The organism is Parabacteroides caecihominis (genome assembly GCF_023656785.1).
Taxonomy (GTDB): domain Bacteria; phylum Bacteroidota; class Bacteroidia; order Bacteroidales; family Tannerellaceae; genus Parabacteroides; species Parabacteroides segnis.
In genome coordinates this window covers 324,800-342,272 of the sequence record NZ_JAMOKS010000002.1, presented here as the reverse complement: position 1 = coordinate 342,272, position 17,473 = coordinate 324,800, and the positions used below count along the sequence as shown (strand labels likewise).

Annotated in this window: 9 protein-coding genes; 8 read left to right on the top strand and 1 reads right to left on the bottom strand. The window is 42.2% G+C overall.

What is annotated here, in order from left to right; translation table 11 throughout:
* The first annotated feature begins 52 nt into the window (after positions 1–52).
* The 4 genes from NBH14_RS02450 (at position 53) to NBH14_RS02435 (ending at position 8,057) form a co-directional block, all read left to right on the top strand.
* Positions 53–1,246 carry a FecR family protein gene (locus NBH14_RS02450; protein WP_186958015.1) on the top strand — a complete coding sequence of 398 codons (1,194 nt, stop codon included), beginning with the start codon at positions 53–55 and terminating at the stop codon, positions 1,244–1,246.
* Positions 1,247–1,389: 143 nt separating this feature from the next.
* Positions 1,390–4,782, top strand: a complete 3,393-nt coding sequence (locus tag NBH14_RS02445; RefSeq protein WP_186958016.1) for a SusC/RagA family TonB-linked outer membrane protein — start codon at positions 1,390–1,392, stop codon at positions 4,780–4,782.
* A gap of 20 nt (positions 4,783–4,802) precedes the next feature.
* The gene (locus tag NBH14_RS02440; RefSeq protein ID WP_186958017.1) at positions 4,803–6,689 is read left to right on the top strand and encodes a RagB/SusD family nutrient uptake outer membrane protein; all 1,887 of its coding nucleotides are present in this window, start codon (positions 4,803–4,805) and stop codon (positions 6,687–6,689) included.
* A gap of 27 nt (positions 6,690–6,716) precedes the next feature.
* Entirely contained in the window at positions 6,717–8,057 is a 1,341-nt protein-coding gene (locus NBH14_RS02435; protein WP_186958018.1) for a BT_3987 domain-containing protein, read from the top strand.
* Positions 8,058–8,180: 123 nt separating this feature from the next.
* Here NBH14_RS02435 and NBH14_RS02430 read toward each other — a convergent pair whose 3' ends face one another.
* Positions 8,181–9,068 carry an AraC family transcriptional regulator gene (locus tag NBH14_RS02430; RefSeq protein WP_048316865.1) on the bottom strand — a complete coding sequence of 296 codons (888 nt, stop codon included), beginning with the start codon at positions 9,066–9,068 and terminating at the stop codon, positions 8,181–8,183.
* Between the two features lie 264 nt (positions 9,069–9,332).
* On the opposite strand from NBH14_RS02430, the gene NBH14_RS02425 reads away from it, so the two are divergent.
* From NBH14_RS02425 to NBH14_RS02410, 4 genes are all read left to right on the top strand, one after another.
* Entirely contained in the window at positions 9,333–9,692 is a 360-nt protein-coding gene (locus tag NBH14_RS02425) for a hypothetical protein (protein WP_186958019.1), read from the top strand.
* A 138-nt stretch (positions 9,693–9,830) separates the two neighbouring features.
* Positions 9,831–11,204, top strand: coding sequence for a sugar porter family MFS transporter (locus NBH14_RS02420; RefSeq protein WP_048316868.1), 1,374 nt, complete (start codon positions 9,831–9,833; stop codon positions 11,202–11,204).
* 10 nt (positions 11,205–11,214) lie between these two features.
* Entirely contained in the window at positions 11,215–14,502 is a 3,288-nt protein-coding gene (locus NBH14_RS02415; RefSeq protein WP_186958020.1) for a tetratricopeptide repeat protein, read from the top strand.
* A 168-nt stretch (positions 14,503–14,670) separates the two neighbouring features.
* On the top strand, positions 14,671–17,454 hold the full coding sequence (locus NBH14_RS02410; protein WP_186958021.1) for a glycoside hydrolase family 2 protein: 2,784 nt from the start codon (positions 14,671–14,673) through the stop codon (positions 17,452–17,454).
* Positions 17,455–17,473: the final 19 nt, after the last annotated feature.

Below are 17,473 nucleotides of genomic sequence, written 5' to 3'. Positions count from 1 at the left end.
ATATTTCTTCTTTGTGCGTATTTATTTAAATGAATACTCATAAAAGTAAGGAATGAGCGATAAACAAATACCAGAAATAGTACATCGATTGTTACATGACCACAGTTTTGTCATGTGGTGTATGGTACCGACCCAAGAGTTGGATATTAAATGGCATGCTTGGATAAAAGAACATTCGGAAAACCAACGGGCTATTGACGAAGCACGTTTAATATTAAGATCTGTACAGTTGAACGAGTATTCTATTCCGGATGAAAAATCAGAACAAATTTGGCTGAGGTTGCAAAACGAAATGCAGCAAAAGCGTTTTAAAAAGCGTAATCTATTTATGAGATATGCAGCGGCTTGTGCTGTTTTTGTAACAGTTAGTCTGGCAGGATACTGGTTAATGGATAGAGGTCTGTTTTCAGGAAATAATCTGATGACAGGTATCGGTATGGCTATTGACACGGTTCATACAGAGGTTACATTGATAACAAAGGATCAGAAAATTATAAATGTGGAGGACAATGCCTTGATCTCTTTCAACTCTGATGTAACGATGAAAAACTCTCAGGATGAAGAATTTATTGTAAAAAAAATTGAGACTGAAGGGATTGAAAAGAATATTGATGAGACAGTGATGAATACGTTGGTCGTACCCAAAGGGCGCCGTTCTTCATTATTATTGGCTGATGGTTCTAAAATTTGGATAAACTCAGGGAGTGTGTTGCGTTTCCCTTCCCGGTTTGATGGTGACGATCGTACTATCGAAGCGGAGGGGGAGATTTATATCGAGGTCGTAAAAAGTGGCAAACCTTTTCATGTGAAAACGGCTAATTTTACAGTCAATGTGTTGGGGACTAAATTCAATCTTTCTGCTTATGGTGACGAGCAGGCACAATCAGTAGTTTTAGTAGAAGGTAGCGTGATGGTTGACACAAAGGAAGAAGAAAATATACAATTAACTCCAAATCATAAGTTGACCCTTCAACCTGATAAACACGAAATTAATGAGGTAGATGTTTTAGACTATATCTCCTGGAAAGATGGCGTGCTTATTTTTAAAGGAGAAACAATGGAAAATATCCTGATGCGTTTAAGCCGTTACTATAATGTGCAAATTGAATGTGCTCCTGGTATTGCCCGGCGGACGAGTTCCGGTAAACTCGTCTTGTTTGATAACATAGAGCAGGTCATGGAAACTTTTTCAATGCTTTATAATGTTCATTATCGCTTTGAATCAAATACATTACTAATAGAATAATAACTTAAAAAGAATTGCCTATGGAATATAGAATATGAAAAACGCTTGAAATTAAAAGTCCGAACGATGGGCAAGATCGTCCGGACTTGTCAGAGATTTAAATTTTCCAATTAAAAATGAAAAACCTAAAGACATACAAATGTATGAAAAAAATCAGACATATTATTGTATTACTGCTGAGTATGGGTATAACCTGTGCTTATGCAAATAATGAGTCGTTTATTTCGATAGAACAAATACTGGAACAAAAACAGTCCACTATGCTGGACGTTCTTAAATTCATAGAAACCGAGACCGGTTATGTGTTTTTCTATTCCGATGAGATCAAAAGCGAGTTGAATAGAAAAGCGCAAACTGGAGTAGTGAAAGGTTCTATACAAGAAATTCTTAATCCGCTGTTTGAGAAGACAGAACTAACTTATCAGATAAATGGTAACCAGGTGGTGGTAAAAAGGAAAGCGATTTCCGGTCCTGTTTCTTTGCCTTCGGTTTCGCAAAAGAAAAGTATAACGGTAACCGGAGTTGTCAGCGATGCGACCGGTGAACCCTTGATTGGTGCGAATATCTGGTTGAAGAACAGTTCTGTTGGGGCTGTTACTGATATTGATGGTAAATACACGATTAAAGTTGACGGAGTTGGCGGAGTGTTGACCTTCTCTTATATGGGGATGAAGAGTGTCGATATCGCTGTAAATAATCAATCGACTATTAATGTGACATTGGAGTCGGATGATGAAGTGCTTGACGAAGTTGTGGTAGTAGGCTATGGGCGTCAAAAGAAAGAAAGTGTTGTCGGGGCTATATCTACCGTTGATGTTGCGAACCTGAAAGTACCAGGCGCTTCAATATCCAATGTTTTGGCCGGACAGTTAGCAGGTGTCGTGGCAATGAGCCGTTCGGGTGAACCCGGCAAAAACAGTGCAGCTGATTTTTATATTCGTGGCGTATCTTCTTTTAAAGGAAATTCGACTCCTTTAGTGTTGGTTGACGGTATTGAACGTGAACTGGATTTGGTTGATACAGACGATATTGCATCTTTTTCTATCTTGAAAGATGCTTCTGCTTCAGCAGTATATGGGGTACGTGGGGCAAATGGAGTCATCCTGATCACGACTAAAAAAGGAAACGTAGGAAAGCCTGTTATCAACGTACGTACTGAAGCTGGCATTACCAGTCCGACCAAAATGCCTAAAATGGTTAATTCTGCTCAATGGGCTGACTTGTATAATGATATTCAACCAGGTTATTATACGCCGGAAACGATAGAAATGTACCGCAACGGATCTGATCTGGATCTTTATCCAAATGTGAACTGGATTGATGCATTGTATAACGATCTGGCATCGAACCAGCGAGTAAACCTAAGTATTACAGGTGGTACGGAAATAGTTAAATACTATATTTCAGGATCATTTTATAATGAAAGTTCAATTTTTAAGAGTGCAGGCGATATATACGATTATAATTCATCGATTAATTATAATAAGTTTAATTTCAGGGCGAATGTTGATTTGGCTTTGACAAAGAGTACAACTTTGAATTTAAACCTTGCGAATATTTATGAGAAGTCTTTTGGTCCGGGTTTTGGCGATAATGATGATACTATTTGGCAATATACCTATTTAGTTTCTCCTAATGCTTTTCCTGTTCAGTATTCAGATGGTACAATTGCTGCGCCTTCCAGTGATTCTGGTTATAATCCTTGGAATATGCTTGTACACTCGGGCTATCGTCAACAATTCTGGAACTCTTCCCAGTCGCTTGTCGGATTGACTCAGGATTTTGGGGCACTTTGGGAACCTTTGAAGGGATTGACCGGAAATTTCAAATTTTCATGGGATGCATGGAATACAACTATTCAGCGCCGTAGTAAAGAACCGACCCAATATCATGCCACAGGAAGGGATGAAGAGGGTAATCTGATTTTCGGTACTCCAATCCGTACGGGTAGCGGAGAGTTATCGTACGCAATCGGTCGTGACGGAACAATGACCACTTATATGGAGGCCTCTCTTAATTATGAACGCTTATTTAATGAAAAACACCGTCTGGGAGCACTGTTTTTATACAATCATAAAATACACACCCGCACACAGGAAGGTGATAAATTTAAATCATTGCCTTATAAGAACCAAGGTATTGCGGGACGTATGACGTATGCATTCAATGATACTTATTTTGCAGAAGTGAATGTCGGTTATAACGGTTCCGAGAACTTTGCGCGTGGGCATAGGTTCGGATTCTTTCCTGCTGGTGCGATCGGATGGATGATTTCTAATGAAAAGTGGTTTCAACCGCTGACAAAAGTGGTCGATATGCTTAAATTGAAAGGATCATATGGTATTGTCGGAAATGATGATATCGGAGGACAACGTCGCTGGGTCTATGAATCGACAATTCTTGTAGGCAATGATGCTGGTGCTGGAAATTGGAACTATGGTTCTGCCGGAGGAAATGGAGGCGGAGGTATCCGAGTTGGTGATGTTGAGAATTTGACAGCATCATGGGAAGAGGCTCATAAACTTAATGTCGGAGCTGAGTTTTCTTTATTTAATAAACTGCGTATTCAAGCAGATTATTTTTCAGAAAAGCGTACTGGCATTTTTCTGCAGCGTGCTGGTTTGCCTGCTATTGCAGGTTTATCCGTAATTCCTTATACGAATATTGGTGAAACAAAAAATCAAGGTTTTGACGGAACAATGGAATACTCACAGAAAATCGGACAAGTATTTCTGACCGGACGGGCTAATTTTACATATAATAGAAATGAATTGCTTAATAATGATGAGCCTGACTGGGAGTATAAATACCAAAACAGAATAGGAAAACCTTTTGGATCGGGTGGTGCTATGCAACCATTCGGACTTGTTGCACTTGGACTTTTTGAAAGCCAGGAAGATATTGATAATAGTCCAAAACAAACATTTGGTGAATATCGGGTCGGTGATATTAAATATCAGGATGTAAATGGTGATGGTGTAATTAACTCACAGGATCAGATAGCGATGGGATATACCAATTTACCTGAGATGATTTATGGTTTTGGTGCAACTGCTCAATGGAAGAATTGGGATGTGAATGTGTTTTTCCAGGGTGTTAATCATGTAAACTTCTTTTTAAGCGGATCAACCATAAAGACTCCTTTCGGTTCCGGAAATATGGAACGTGCCGCAATTAATGAGGATGTTTATAATAATGTATGGAGACCAGGTAATACCCCGGAACAAAATGCTGGAGCGATTTATCCCCGCCTGAGTTGGAGTGGATCGTCAGGTTCATCCAATAATGCCCAGACTTCTGACTGGTGGATGCGGGATGGCAGTTTTCTTCGTTTGAAAAACTTCGAAGTAGGATATACGATGCCGAAGAGCCTGATGAGTAAAACTTTTATTAAATCGGTTCGCTTCTATTTATCAGGAAATAACTTGCTTACATTCAGTAAATTTAAGTTATGGGACCCTGAAAAGGGGAATGGAGACGGTTCCGGCTATCCTCCGAACAGAGTAGTAACAGTTGGTTTTAATGCTAATTTTTAATCCTCTAAATAATTATGAATATGAAAATATCAATCATACAATCTTTTCAAATCATTTGTCTTCTGGTCGGAACCTCTTTTTTCGTATCTTGTGATGATTTTCTGGACAGACAGGAAGATGAAAAACTAACATTTGATAAAATCTGGGAAACCCGTAATAATACCAGAAGTTACTGGCTTAATTCGATGAGTTTTTTGCCGAATGATGCTGATGACTTTAATTATTCCCCTTGGTTAGGTGCATCTGATGAAGGATCGGTTACTTATGACCGGGACACACGCTGGATCAATTTCGGCTCTTGGAATGCCAGTAGCGTTCCTTATTATAAAATGGATTTCTATTATAAAGGCATTCGTGAATGTAATATTTTTATGCAGAATGTCGACCGTTGTTCCGATCCTATTGTGACAAAGGAAGAACTGGCGCAATGGAAAGTACAAAGTCGATTCGCACGCGCTTATTATTATTTTATGATGATGCGTATTTATGGGCCGGTCTTCTTACTGGGGGATGAATTACTGGACTTTACAGCTTCAACTGAAGATCTTTACCGGCCGCGTAATACATGGGATGAATGTGTGAATTATGTAGTGAGTGAAATGGAAGCCTGTATCAATGACCCGGCAATGGCTGAAAATTATTCGGATGCAGAAAAAGGATTGGCAACCAAAGGTGCTTGTCAGGCTCTTATCGCTCGTTTAAAACTTTATTCGGCGCGTGATCTGTTTAATGGAAATAAATTATATAGTTCAGTGATAAATCCGGTGACTGATAAATTCCCAGAATTATCAGGAGTACATTTATTTCCTCAGGAATACGATGCAAATAAATGGCTGGAAGCAGCTAAGGCTGCTAAAGCTTTGATTGATAATCCACTGTATAAATTATACCGTGCCGGCGACGGTTCTGACCCGTATGCAAATTATTATGGGATAACTCAGGAACATTGGAATTCTGAATTGATCTGGTCGACCGGTTATAAAGGCCGTTATACAATGGGCGTACATACAGTTCCGACCGGAATTTCCGGAACTGCTTATGGTGGCGTTGGCCCGACTCAGCAACAGGTGGATGCATATGCTATGTCTAACGGGCGTTATCCGATTTCCGGATATAGCGGAACAAATCCAGTTATTGATACACAATCCGGATATAGTGAAGATGAATTTGAAAAGACAACATGGGAATATCCGGCTTGGGGAGGTGCCGCAGCGTATGATTTGAATGCTCCGAACATGTATAAAGATCGTGAACCACGTTTCTATGTTTCTGTATTTTTCGGTGGAAATAAGTGGCACCATGGTAGTGGTATGACTTTGATTTCTTTTGCTAAAGGGGGGAATGGAAATAAATCGCATGATTATCCGAAATCCGGATATCTGATCAATCGTTTTTATGATCATACGCTTAACTCTGCCAGTGGTCAATGGGGAAATATAGTCTTTCCGACATTCCGTCTAGCCGAGATGTATCTCAACTTTATAGAATCGGTGCTTGAGTGTAAAAAACGAAATGCCGCTTTGCCTTCGGGATATGAAACACAAGCGATGGAGCTTTGGGCTGATCTACGTGATCGTGCCGGTTTGGCTTCGATTACTGATGTTTATCCTAATGCAACTACAGAAGAGTTGATCGAACTTTGCCGTCGTGAGCGTCGTATTGAACTCGCTTTTGAGAATCATCGTTATTTCGATACTCGTACATGGATGATTTCCAAGGAGGTTGATGGAGGACCGATATATGGTATGAATACGCAATTCCCCGGAAGTGGAGATGAGACTCCCGATGGTTTTTGGGAAAGGGTTGCTTTTGAAACACGTGTGTTTGAAGATAACCATTATCTGTATCCTTTTTCACAAAGAGAGTTGGATAGAAATAAATTGTTAACTCAGAATTATGGTTGGTAATTCTGATAATCTTAAAAGACATTGTTTATGAAGAATATATTAATAATATCATTCCTGTTTTCTTTAGGTGTGGCATTTACAGCCTGTGAAGATAATAAAGGAGAGTTTCTGAGTGATTATAGTACGATACTTTATTTCAGGAATAATGGTGAAATACCGGTTTCACTTTATAAAACAGGTGAGGATGGTGATTATCAATTGGTAATTAATAAATCAGGTTCTGATTTAGGAAGTATTACTGAAGTCGAGATCGAAGTATCGGATGATGTGTTGGCAAATTATAATGCTCAAAATGGTACTGGATATGTAAAACTGCCTGATAATTGTTATCAGATTGCAGAGGATAGAGTTGAGTTTGGAGCGGACAATTTGTATAAGCATGTAAATGTAGCGTTCAAAACTGATATTATTTTCAGTTTACCGGCAGAAGTAAAATATGCATTGCCTGTTTCTTTGAAAAACTCCAAAGATTCAATTAATGCAGAAAAAAGTCAGATGATTCTGGTTCCAACTGTATCGATCCCTTCTGTGTATTTCAGCCAAACGGGATATGTATCTAATTCTTTTACGGATGAAGGTGCTCAACAGGCTAAATTCACTTTACCGGTTACAATGCCATTAACAAATAAATGGACATTCGATTGTAAGGTTGAAGTTGACCAGGCATTATTGGATGAGTATAATAAGAAAAATGATACGAATTATTCATTGCTACCGAAAGATGCTTATATGTTGAGCGGGGATGGTGTTGTCGGATTTACACCTGATTCAAGTCTGGTAAATCTGGAAATTACGGTAGACCGTACAACACTGGAGTACGGTAATTATGTTCTGCCATTGCGACTGGCTAATTGTACACAGGAATATTTTGTTATTGATTCGGGTAAAAACGCATGTCTTTATGGTATTTCATATGTACCGGACGAAAGCAAATTGAAAAAAGTGGAATTGACAGCTGATATGCTTTCTTCAAATGCCGTTGAGCCGTCGGAAGGTTCATTGGCAAATCTGTTGGATGGAGATGTGGAAACTTACTTCCATTCTGCTTGGAGTGTTGCAGTGGAAGGTTCTCATTACCTTCAGGTAGCATTGCCGGCAGAGACTACTGTATTTAATTTCTATTATACGACACGTTCGGCAAATGGCAGTGCCGCACCGGCAAAGATCATTATTGAAGGAAGTTTGGATGGTGTATCTTTTAATAAGATAAGCACGCTGACCGACGGACTGCCGACTGGTGGTAAAGAAACTTATAATTCGAAGATTATGGTAGGAAAGCCGTTTAAGATTATTCGTTTCTCTGTTCCGGAAAATGCGACAGGAGGTAATTTTTTCGTATGGAGTGAATTTGGAATGAAGGTTTTCTAGACTTTATTTCCCATACATAAGTCTTTTGTTATCAAAGGCGGAAGTATGGTTCATTAGATTCCATATTTCCGCTTTCTTGTAATTACTCTATGAAATAATCGAATGCTGTAACTTGAAAAATACTTACCCCTTCTTCTGCTTCTTATACTCCCTTGGCGACATCCCCATCACCTTGCTGAATAGCCGGGAGAAGTAATAGGTATCTTCTATTCCTATCTTATAACAGATCTGGTTTACCTTCATATCCGTAAAGTCCAGTAACTGGCAAGCCTGTTGTATCTTCAGTTGGTTGAAATAAGTCAGGGGGGCATAACCGGTACGCTTGCTGAACAGGACGGAAAAATGGGAAGGGGAATAGCCTATATGGGTAGCCAGGTCTGCTAATGTTATTTTCTTTTCCAGGTTTTCTTTCATATAGTGGATGGCAGCGGTAACGATATCGTTCTGATCCGATTCGTTACGGGCAGCCTCACGATATTGTTGGAGATAACGTAAAGAACCTAAGTAATAATGGAAAGCAGAACAGGCATACAATAAGTTTTCATGGCTGTATCCCATCTCCAATGTGCGGAATATCTCTTCGAAAAGATCGTTTCGGTTACTGATCCGGGACTGGACGCTCGGTTTTATTTCGATCGGACGGCTGGCCTGACCGGCAAAGTAAGAGGCCAGCTTCCCCTTGAAATGTATCCAGTAAATGGTCCAGGGATTCGTATCATCCGAACCGTAGGCATGCGTAACTCCGGCTGGCAGGATAAAATACTGGTTGGCTGTGACCGTATATTCCTGGTCGCCGCAACGGAACCATCCGGCTCCCTCTATACAATAAATGAAGACGAACTGGCAGATCGGCTCTTTCCGTTCACGGAAATGATGCAGGGCCTTCGGGTAATAACCGATGTCCGTAATGTGCAGGATCGATGAAAGCGCGTCTTTCTCCATCTCTTGTACGATAGACTGAGGTAATACAAGGGCCCGTTCTCCGCTAAAACCGTCTTTGAGTTTGATCATGGTACTGGATTTATAGATGTGCACAAAGATATATTATTTATTTGATAGGTATATAATCCATTTATTATTTATCTTTATCTCTGTATCCGGACTCTTTGCGGGTACGGATGTTTTTGGTAGTCGGAATGTCTTTTTTTCATCCTTGTTCATTCATCCCAAGATAGGGGTATTTACCCCTGGAAACCGCATTATTTGAGAAAAGCTCTGTATCTTTACTGTTGTTGAGCTTAACTAAATGAATAATCAATTAAAAAGTAAATCAGTATGAAACAGATTGTATGCCTTTTATTTTGTATGCTATTTTCACTGGCCGTATCTGCACAGGATAAAACGGACGGTTTATCAGGTAAATGGAAGTATAGTGCCACCGATGTCCCTTATGGATATGAGAATGGGGAGGTTGAGTTTAAGACTGAAGATGGAAAGTTGAACGTTACGCTTGGCGTTGGTTATGATAAGATTGTCGTCGACCAGATCAGCCGGGACGGCGATACTTATAAATGTAACCTGATAATCAGTGGCGGAGATGTGGATATCGCATTCAAACTAAAAAACGGTAAATTGGAAGCAGATGTGAAAGTGGACGGGTCACCGATAGGAATAACTTTCGAAAAGCAGGATTGATTGCGGAAGACATATAACTATAATTAAAACCGGTTTAGAGAGAAGAATCGAAAGATTGTCCATCCCTAAGCCAGTTTTATCTATTTCACTATTAACCGGAAACCTGTTTCTTTGCACCATAACTTTAATACTAATGTCATGAAGCGAACAACAGCTTACTTATTACTTATTTGCCTGGTCTCAGCTATGGGCGGATTATTATTCGGTTACGACTGGGTAGTGATCGGAGGTGCCAAGATATTTTATGAACCCTTTTTCGGACTTGAAGGCTCTGCTGCCCTTCGTGGGTGGGCGATGAGTAGCGCCCTGATCGGTTGTCTGGCCGGTGCGTTGCTTTCCGGTGAATGGAGTGATAAGTACGGGCGAAAAAAGATGTTGATTATCGCTTCTTTCCTTTTTGTACTGTCTGCCTACGGGACGGGGGCGGTCAATAGTTTTAACTGGTTTATCATTTATCGTATAGTCGGTGGGTTCGGTATCGGTATCGCTTCGAACATTTCACCGGTATATATTGCTGAGGTCGCTCCGGCCTCTGTCCGGGGAAAGTTTGTTTCCCTGAATCAGCTGACGATTGTTTTGGGTATCCTGATGGCGCAGCTGGCTAACTGGCAAATCGGAGAGTACTTTACACAGGGAGGTGAAACGCTGAGTGCCAACAGTATCGAGTGGGCCTGGCGATGGATGTTCTGGGCGGAACTGATTCCGGCCGGATTGTTCTTTATCCTTTCTTTTATTATTCCTGAAAGTCCGCGTTGGTTGGCAACCGTGCAAAAGACGACTCAGGCACGGGCTATCCTGTTACGTATCGGCGGAGAACAATATGCCGATCAGACGTTGGATGAACTGGCGCAACTGACCGATAAGAAAGAAGAAAAAGTAAACTGGGGAGCTCTGTTAAAGCCGGGTGTCCGGAACGTGCTCATTATCGGAATCGTATTAGCGATCTTCCAGCAATGGTGCGGTATCAATGTGATCTTTAATTATGCTCATGAGATATTTTCGGAAGCCGGTTATGCGGTGTCGGATGTCTTGATGAATATTGTAGTGACAGGGGTGACTAATGTGATCTTTACTTTTGTTGCCATCTATACGGTTGACAAATGGGGTAGACGAAGTCTGATGTTCGTCGGTTCGGCAGGACTAGCTGTTATCTATGGAATATTGGGAACCTGCTATTTCTTTGAAGTAAGCGGCTGGCCGATGCTTCTGCTGGTAGTGATGGCGATTGCCTGCTATGCTATGTCTCTTGCACCGGTGGTTTGGGTGGTTCTTTCCGAGATATTCCCCGTAAGGATACGCGGGATGGCAATGGCTATCTCCACATTCTTCCTGTGGGCAGCCTGCTTCCTGTTGACATATACTTTCCCGATATTGAATGAAGCGGTGGGTGCTTCCGGAACCTTCTGGTTGTATGGTGCCATTTGTTTGAGCGGGTTCTTCTTTATACGTGCAAAACTTCCCGAAACAAAAGGAAAAACATTGGAAGAACTGGAAAAAGAATTAACAAAATAAATATACTGAAATGACTGAGAATGTGAAAGTTTGGGAAGAAGATATCCTTCTTCCTACCTATGGTATTGGCAAAGCCGAAAAGAATCCGATGTTCCTGGAGAAGCGTGTTTACCAGGGAAGCAGCGGAGTGGTATATCCTTATCCGGTAGTGGAAAAGATAGAAGATACCTGTGAGGAAAAGAGTTACCATGCCGTTTATCTTGAAAACGAATATATCAAAGTTATGATCCTCCCGGAACTGGGGGGACGTGTACAGATGGCATACGATAAGATCAAAAACCGCCATTTCATCTATTATAACCATGTGATTAAACCGGCTTTGGTCGGTTTGACCGGTCCGTGGATTTCCGGTGGAATCGAGTTTAACTGGCCGCAACATCATCGTCCGAGTACGTTCCTGCCGATCGATTATACGATCGAACGTTGTGCCGACGGCAGTGCCATCGTTTGGGTGAGCGAGCGCGAACGTATGTTCCATCAGAAAGGGATGGCCGGTTTTACCCTCCGTCCGGGACGGGCTGTTTTGGAGATTCAGGGTAAACTGTATAACCCGACACCGATACCGCAGACTTTCCTTTGGTGGGCGAATCCGGCTGTGGCTGTAAATGATGCCTATCAATCGGTGTTCCCTGCCGATGTAAATGCCGTGTTCGATCATGGTAAACGTGATGTGTCACGCTATCCGATTGCTACCGGTACTTACTATAAGATGGATTATTCGGCAGGAGTGGATATTTCCCGCTATAAGAATATACCTGTTCCTACCTCTTATATGGCAATCCGTTCCAATTATAACTTTGTGGGAGGATATGAGAATGATACCCGTGCCGGTGTGCTTCACGTGGCAAACCATCATATCTCGCCGGGTAAGAAGCAATGGACCTGGGGTAATGGCGATTTCGGACAGGCCTGGGATCGTAACCTAACAGATTCCGACGGCCCTTATATCGAACTGATGACCGGTGTCTATACCGACAATCAGCCTGACTTCACCTGGCTTCAGCCTTATGAAGAAAAAACGTTTACCCAATACTTCATGCCTTATCGCGAACTGGGTGTGGTGAAGAATGCCTCTTCCGACCTTCTGATGAACCTGGAGCCCGATGGAAAGGGCGCTTTATTAAAAGTTTTCGCTACGTCCGTGCAGAATGATTTGCATATTGTCGTGGAGAAATCCGGAGAAGTTTGTCTGGATATTACCCGTGATATTACTCCCGAAAATATACTGGAAGAATTTGTTCCGGTTGCAGATTTGTGCGATGTGAAAGTCTGTATCCGTAACGTTAAAGGGAAGCAGATGTTATCCTGGGAACCGGAACCCGATGTTATTAAGGAAGTACCCGAGCCCGCTAAAGCAGCTCTTGACCCGAAAGAAGTGCGTACCACCGAACAGCTGTATCTGACAGGCTTACATCTGGAACAATATCGCCATGCCACTTATTCGGCAACCGATTATTATGAAGAAGCACTTCGCCGTGATGCGACCGATGTACGTAATAATAATGCGATGGGATTGTGGTTGATTCGTAAAGGTCAGTTTGCCAAGGCAGAACCTTATCTGCGACAGGCGGTGAAAACACTGACGGAACGTAATCCGAATCCTTATGATGGCGAGCCATTATATAATCTGGGCCTTTCTTTGAAATATCAGGGGAAAACAGAAGAAGCATATGACTCTTTCTATAAAGCCTGTTGGAATGCAGCCTGGCAGGATGCCGGCTACTATTCCCTGGCTCAGTTATCGGCGGCACGCGGAGATTGGGAAGAGGCTCTCTATGAAATAGATAAATCTTTACTTCGCAACTGGCATAATCTGCGGGGACGCCATTTGAAAGCGGCTATCCTTCGTCATCTGGGACGGAAGGATGAGGCACTGGCTTTGATTGAGGATTCCCTGCGTATCGACCGTTTCAATTTCGGTTGTGGTTTTGAGAAGTACCTGATTACCGGAGTTGAGGCTGACCTGAAAAAATTGCTCGCTCTGATGCGTCCGGAGGCCCATAATTATGAAGAACTGGCTTTGGATTATGCATCTGCCGGTTGTTGGGAGGAAGCATTAATGGTGGCCGAAACGGCTATCAGTCAAAATGTTTCGGGGCAGACTATGCTTCATTATTATAAAAGCTGGTTCCTGATTCAACTGGACCGTAAAGAAGAAGCCCTGGCAGCTATCCGTGAAGCGGAACAGCAATTGCCTGATTGTTGTTTCCCGAATGTATTGGAGGCAATTCTTGCTCTACAATCTGTTATCGGGTTTGCGAAAGAAACACCAAAAGCCTTGTATTATCTGGGTAATTTGTGGTACGACAAGCGTCAGTATCCGGAAGCAATCACCTGCTGGGAGACTTCCATGCAGCAGGATGATACCTTCCCGACCGTCTTGCGTAATCTTTCCCTGGCCTATTTCAATAAGCTGAATAGGCAGGACGAGGCGGTTACTCTACTTGAAAAGGCTTTTGCGCTCGATATGACGGATGCCCGTATCCTGATGGAGCTCGATCAGTTGTATAAACGCCTGAATCGTTCGCATGAAGATCGTCTGGCTTTCCTTGAAAAGCATAAAGACATAGCTTTCCAGCGTGATGACCTGTATCTGGAATATGTCACCTTACTGAATCAACTCGGACAATATGAAGAAGCAATCCGTATGATCGATGCCCGTAAGTTCCATCCGTGGGAAGGGGGAGAAGGCAAGGTTCCGGCACAATACCAGCTGGCTCGTGTAGAATTAGTAAAGCAGTTATTAGCTGAAAAGAAATATGAAGAAGCTCTGGCTTTGATTGAGGAATGTTTCATCTATCCGCATAATCTGGGCGAAGGCAAACTATATGGCGCACAGGAAAACGACTTCAATTATTATAAAGCCTGTGCTTTGTCCGGCTTGGGACGTAAAGAAGAAGCGACGGAATTATTCCTGGCTGCCAGCATCGGAAACAGCCAACCGGCTGCCGCTATGTATTATAACGATCAGAAACCGGATAAGATATTCTATCAGGGACTGGCTTTGCGTAAGCTGGGACGTGAAGAAGAGGCTTGCGGACGCTTTAATAACCTGATTTCTTATGGCGAAAAGCATCTGTATGATGTCTTTAAGATGGATTATTTCGCTGTATCCTTACCTGATTTACAGATATGGGAAGATGATATGAATAAAAAGAATCGTATCCATTGCAATTACCTGATGGCATTAGGCCACCTGGGATTAGGTAATAACGAAAAAGCAATGAAATATTTCAATATCGCTGCCGAAATGGATAATAACCATCAGGGAGTTCAGATACATCAGAAGATGATCTGATCTTTTCCGATGGCATGAACAGTGCTTTTCATAGTGTATGAACAGTACTGTTCACGGTATATGAACAACGTTGTTCGTGCTATCAGAACAGCATTGTTCATGCCTCTTGAAAAAACTGGTTTTTTATAGCATTTTTGGAGATACTCATTTAAGGAAGAAATAATAAATATGTTGAAGGGTTTTTTATCTATATGTATAACACTGATGCTGACTTCTTGCCAAAAGCCATCGTCAGAGATCTCTTTGGCGGGCAAGTGGCAGTTTGCTATGGACAGTACCGATATCGGGATAACGGAGAAATGGTTTGAACGTTCGTTTGCTGATAAAATACAGCTGCCCGGAACGACCGATGAAGCGGGATATGGCATTCCGAATACACTTCTTCCTTCAGTGGAGAAACCGCAGATTCTTCACCTGACCCGTAAAAATAGTTATGTCGGTCCGGCCTGGTATTCGCGGGGAATATCCATTCCATCGAATTGGGAGGGGAAGTCTATAGAACTAAAACTCGAACGTGTTATCTGGCAAACTTCTGTTTGGGTAGATGATAACCCTGTGCAGGGAAGTTGTGAAAGCCTGATAAGTCCGCATCGATTCGATCTGACTGGTTATCTGACACCCGGTAAGCACAAACTGACGATTCGTGTGGACAACAGGAAACAACATGATATTACTGTAAACGATATGGCGCATGCCTATACCAATGAAACACAGATTATGTGGAACGGTATAATCGGTGATATCTCTCTGATAGCAAAAGAAGCCCTTTCCATCGAAGATTTGCAGGTTTATCCGGACGTATCAGGTAAACAAATCCGTATAAAGGGAAAAGTTTCCAATACGGGTGAAGCTACAGAAGGTTCGCTCTCGGTAAAGGTAGAAAATCAAAAAAGTGGATTGGTCGTATCTGCCCTTAAACAAAAAGTGGATTTTCAATCAGGCGAAAACCTTGTAAATCTAACATGTTCAATGGGGGATTCGATAGAAATGTGGAATGAGTTTAACCCCGTTTTATATAAAGTGGATTTAGAGGTGAATGCAGGTTCGGTTAAAACGGAAAGGAGTACAAAGTTTGGCATGCGCGAATTCAGCCGGAATCAATCGGATCTGCTATTGAACGGAAATAAGGTCTTTCTGCGAGGTACACTCGAATGTTGTATCTTCCCGCTGACCGGACGTCCTCCGATGGAACCGGAAGGATGGAAGAAAGTGTTCCTTACGGCTCGCGAATGGGGATTGAACCATCTGCGTTTCCATTCCTGGTGTCCACCCGAAGCCGCTTTCCAGGTGGCAGATTCATTGGGATTCTATTTACAGGTAGAGCTTCCGCTATGGTCGGTAAAAGTGGGAGAAGATTCTCATACAAATGACTTCCTGTATGCTGAAGCTGACCGTATACTTGCAGAGTATGGCAATCATCCCTCTTTCTGTTTCTTCAGCCTGGGGAATGAACTGCAACCGGATTTTGAATTCTTGTCGCGGTTGTTGAAGCATACCAAAGAACAGGACTCGAGACATTTATATACAACCACTTCTTTTACATTTGAAAGAGGACATGGTGATTGGCCTGAACCGGATGACGATTTCTTTATCACGCAATGGACTAAGAAAGGCTGGGTGAGAGGCCAGGGTGTATTTGATTCCCAATCTCCTTCGTTCGACAAGGACTATATCGCTTCTGTCGAAGGAATGGATGTTCCGCTTGTTACTCATGAGATCGGGCAATATTCTGTTTTCCCTAACCTGAAAGAGATAGATAAATATACCGGAGTCCTGGATCCTTTAAACTTTAAAGGCGTAAAGCAGGAACTGGAGAAAAAAGGCTTATTGGATAAGGCTGACGATTACCTGAAAGCATCCGGTTATCTGGCGGCTATCTTATATAAAGAAGAGATTGAACGTGCGATGAAAACGGCAGGTTGCAGCGGTTTCCAGTTATTGGACCTGCATGACTTCCCGGGGCAGGGAACTGCTTTAGTCGGATTGCTGGATGCCTTTTGGGATAGCAAAGGTGTAACTGATGCAGAAACATTCCGCCAGGCCTGCTCGCCGGTAACACCTCTGGTTCGTTTCCCGAAAGCAGTTTATACGAGTGGGGAATCTTTTACAGCGTCTGTCGAAGTTGCTAATTTCACAGATAAAGAACTGAAAGATCAGTCTGTTTCCTGGATACTGAAAGATGAAAAGGGAAAAGAAATAGGAAAAGGCATGATGTCCTGCCCTTCGTTGCCAATCGGGTTGAATAGATTGCCGGAAGCGATTACCTGTCCGTTGGCGCAGCAGGAAGCGGCTCGGTTACTCTTGTCCGTTGCTTTGGATAATACTCCATATAAGAATGAATGGAGTATTTGGGTATATCCGTCCCAATTGAATCCGGTGAAGGATGATGTCGTTGTTACCCGTGATTTACGGGAAACTCAGAAGGCGCTTGCCGATGGAAAGAAGGTTTTATATAATCCGGACTATAAAAAGATAGAAGGGTTGGAAGGTAAATTTGTCCCTGTATTTTGGAGTCCGGTTCATTTTCCGAAGCAGGCAGGTTCGATGGGAATCCTTTGTGAGGCGTCTCATCCGGCATTCGCCCATTTCCCGACAGGCAATTATACCGATTGGCAATGGTGGTCGCTGCTGAAGCAATCAAAAACGATTGTTATGGATAACCTGCCGGCCGTGACCCCTTTGGTGGAAGTTGTCGATAACTTTGCCAATAACCGTCGTTTGTCAAACCTGTTTGAGGCAAAAGTAGGTGAAGGAAAATTACTTTTCTGCTCAATGGATATATTGTCGGACTGGGAACAGCGTCCGGAAGCCCGGCAGTTGTATTTTAGTTTGCTTGAATATATGAAAAGTGATTCGTTTGATCCGTCAAGTGCGATGGAATCGGATGTTTTGGCTCAATTGTTTAAATCCGGTCTCTCTTCGGGAGCAAGTAATCCGGAAGATATTTATTGATTAATGTAAAGATGTAACT

Bases quoted from the DNA above. Each gene is read 5' to 3' on its own strand.
- NBH14_RS02420 (WP_048316868.1), top strand. From the start codon at position 9,831: ATGAAGCGAACAACAGCTTACTTATTACTTATTTGCCTGGTCTCAGCT.
- NBH14_RS02415 (WP_186958020.1), top strand. From the start codon at position 11,215: ATGACTGAGAATGTGAAAGTTTGGGAAGAAGATATCCTTCTTCCTACC.
- NBH14_RS02445 (WP_186958016.1), top strand. From the start codon at position 1,390: ATGAAAAAAATCAGACATATTATTGTATTACTGCTGAGTATGGGTATA.
- NBH14_RS02440 (WP_186958017.1), top strand. From the start codon at position 4,803: ATGAAAATATCAATCATACAATCTTTTCAAATCATTTGTCTTCTGGTC.
- NBH14_RS02425 (WP_186958019.1), top strand. From the start codon at position 9,333: ATGAAACAGATTGTATGCCTTTTATTTTGTATGCTATTTTCACTGGCC.
- NBH14_RS02410 (WP_186958021.1), top strand. From the start codon at position 14,671: ATGTTGAAGGGTTTTTTATCTATATGTATAACACTGATGCTGACTTCT.
- NBH14_RS02435 (WP_186958018.1), top strand. From the start codon at position 6,717: ATGAAGAATATATTAATAATATCATTCCTGTTTTCTTTAGGTGTGGCA.
- NBH14_RS02430 (WP_048316865.1), bottom strand. From the start codon at position 9,068: ATGATCAAACTCAAAGACGGTTTTAGCGGAGAACGGGCCCTTGTATTA.
- NBH14_RS02450 (WP_186958015.1), top strand. From the start codon at position 53: ATGAGCGATAAACAAATACCAGAAATAGTACATCGATTGTTACATGAC.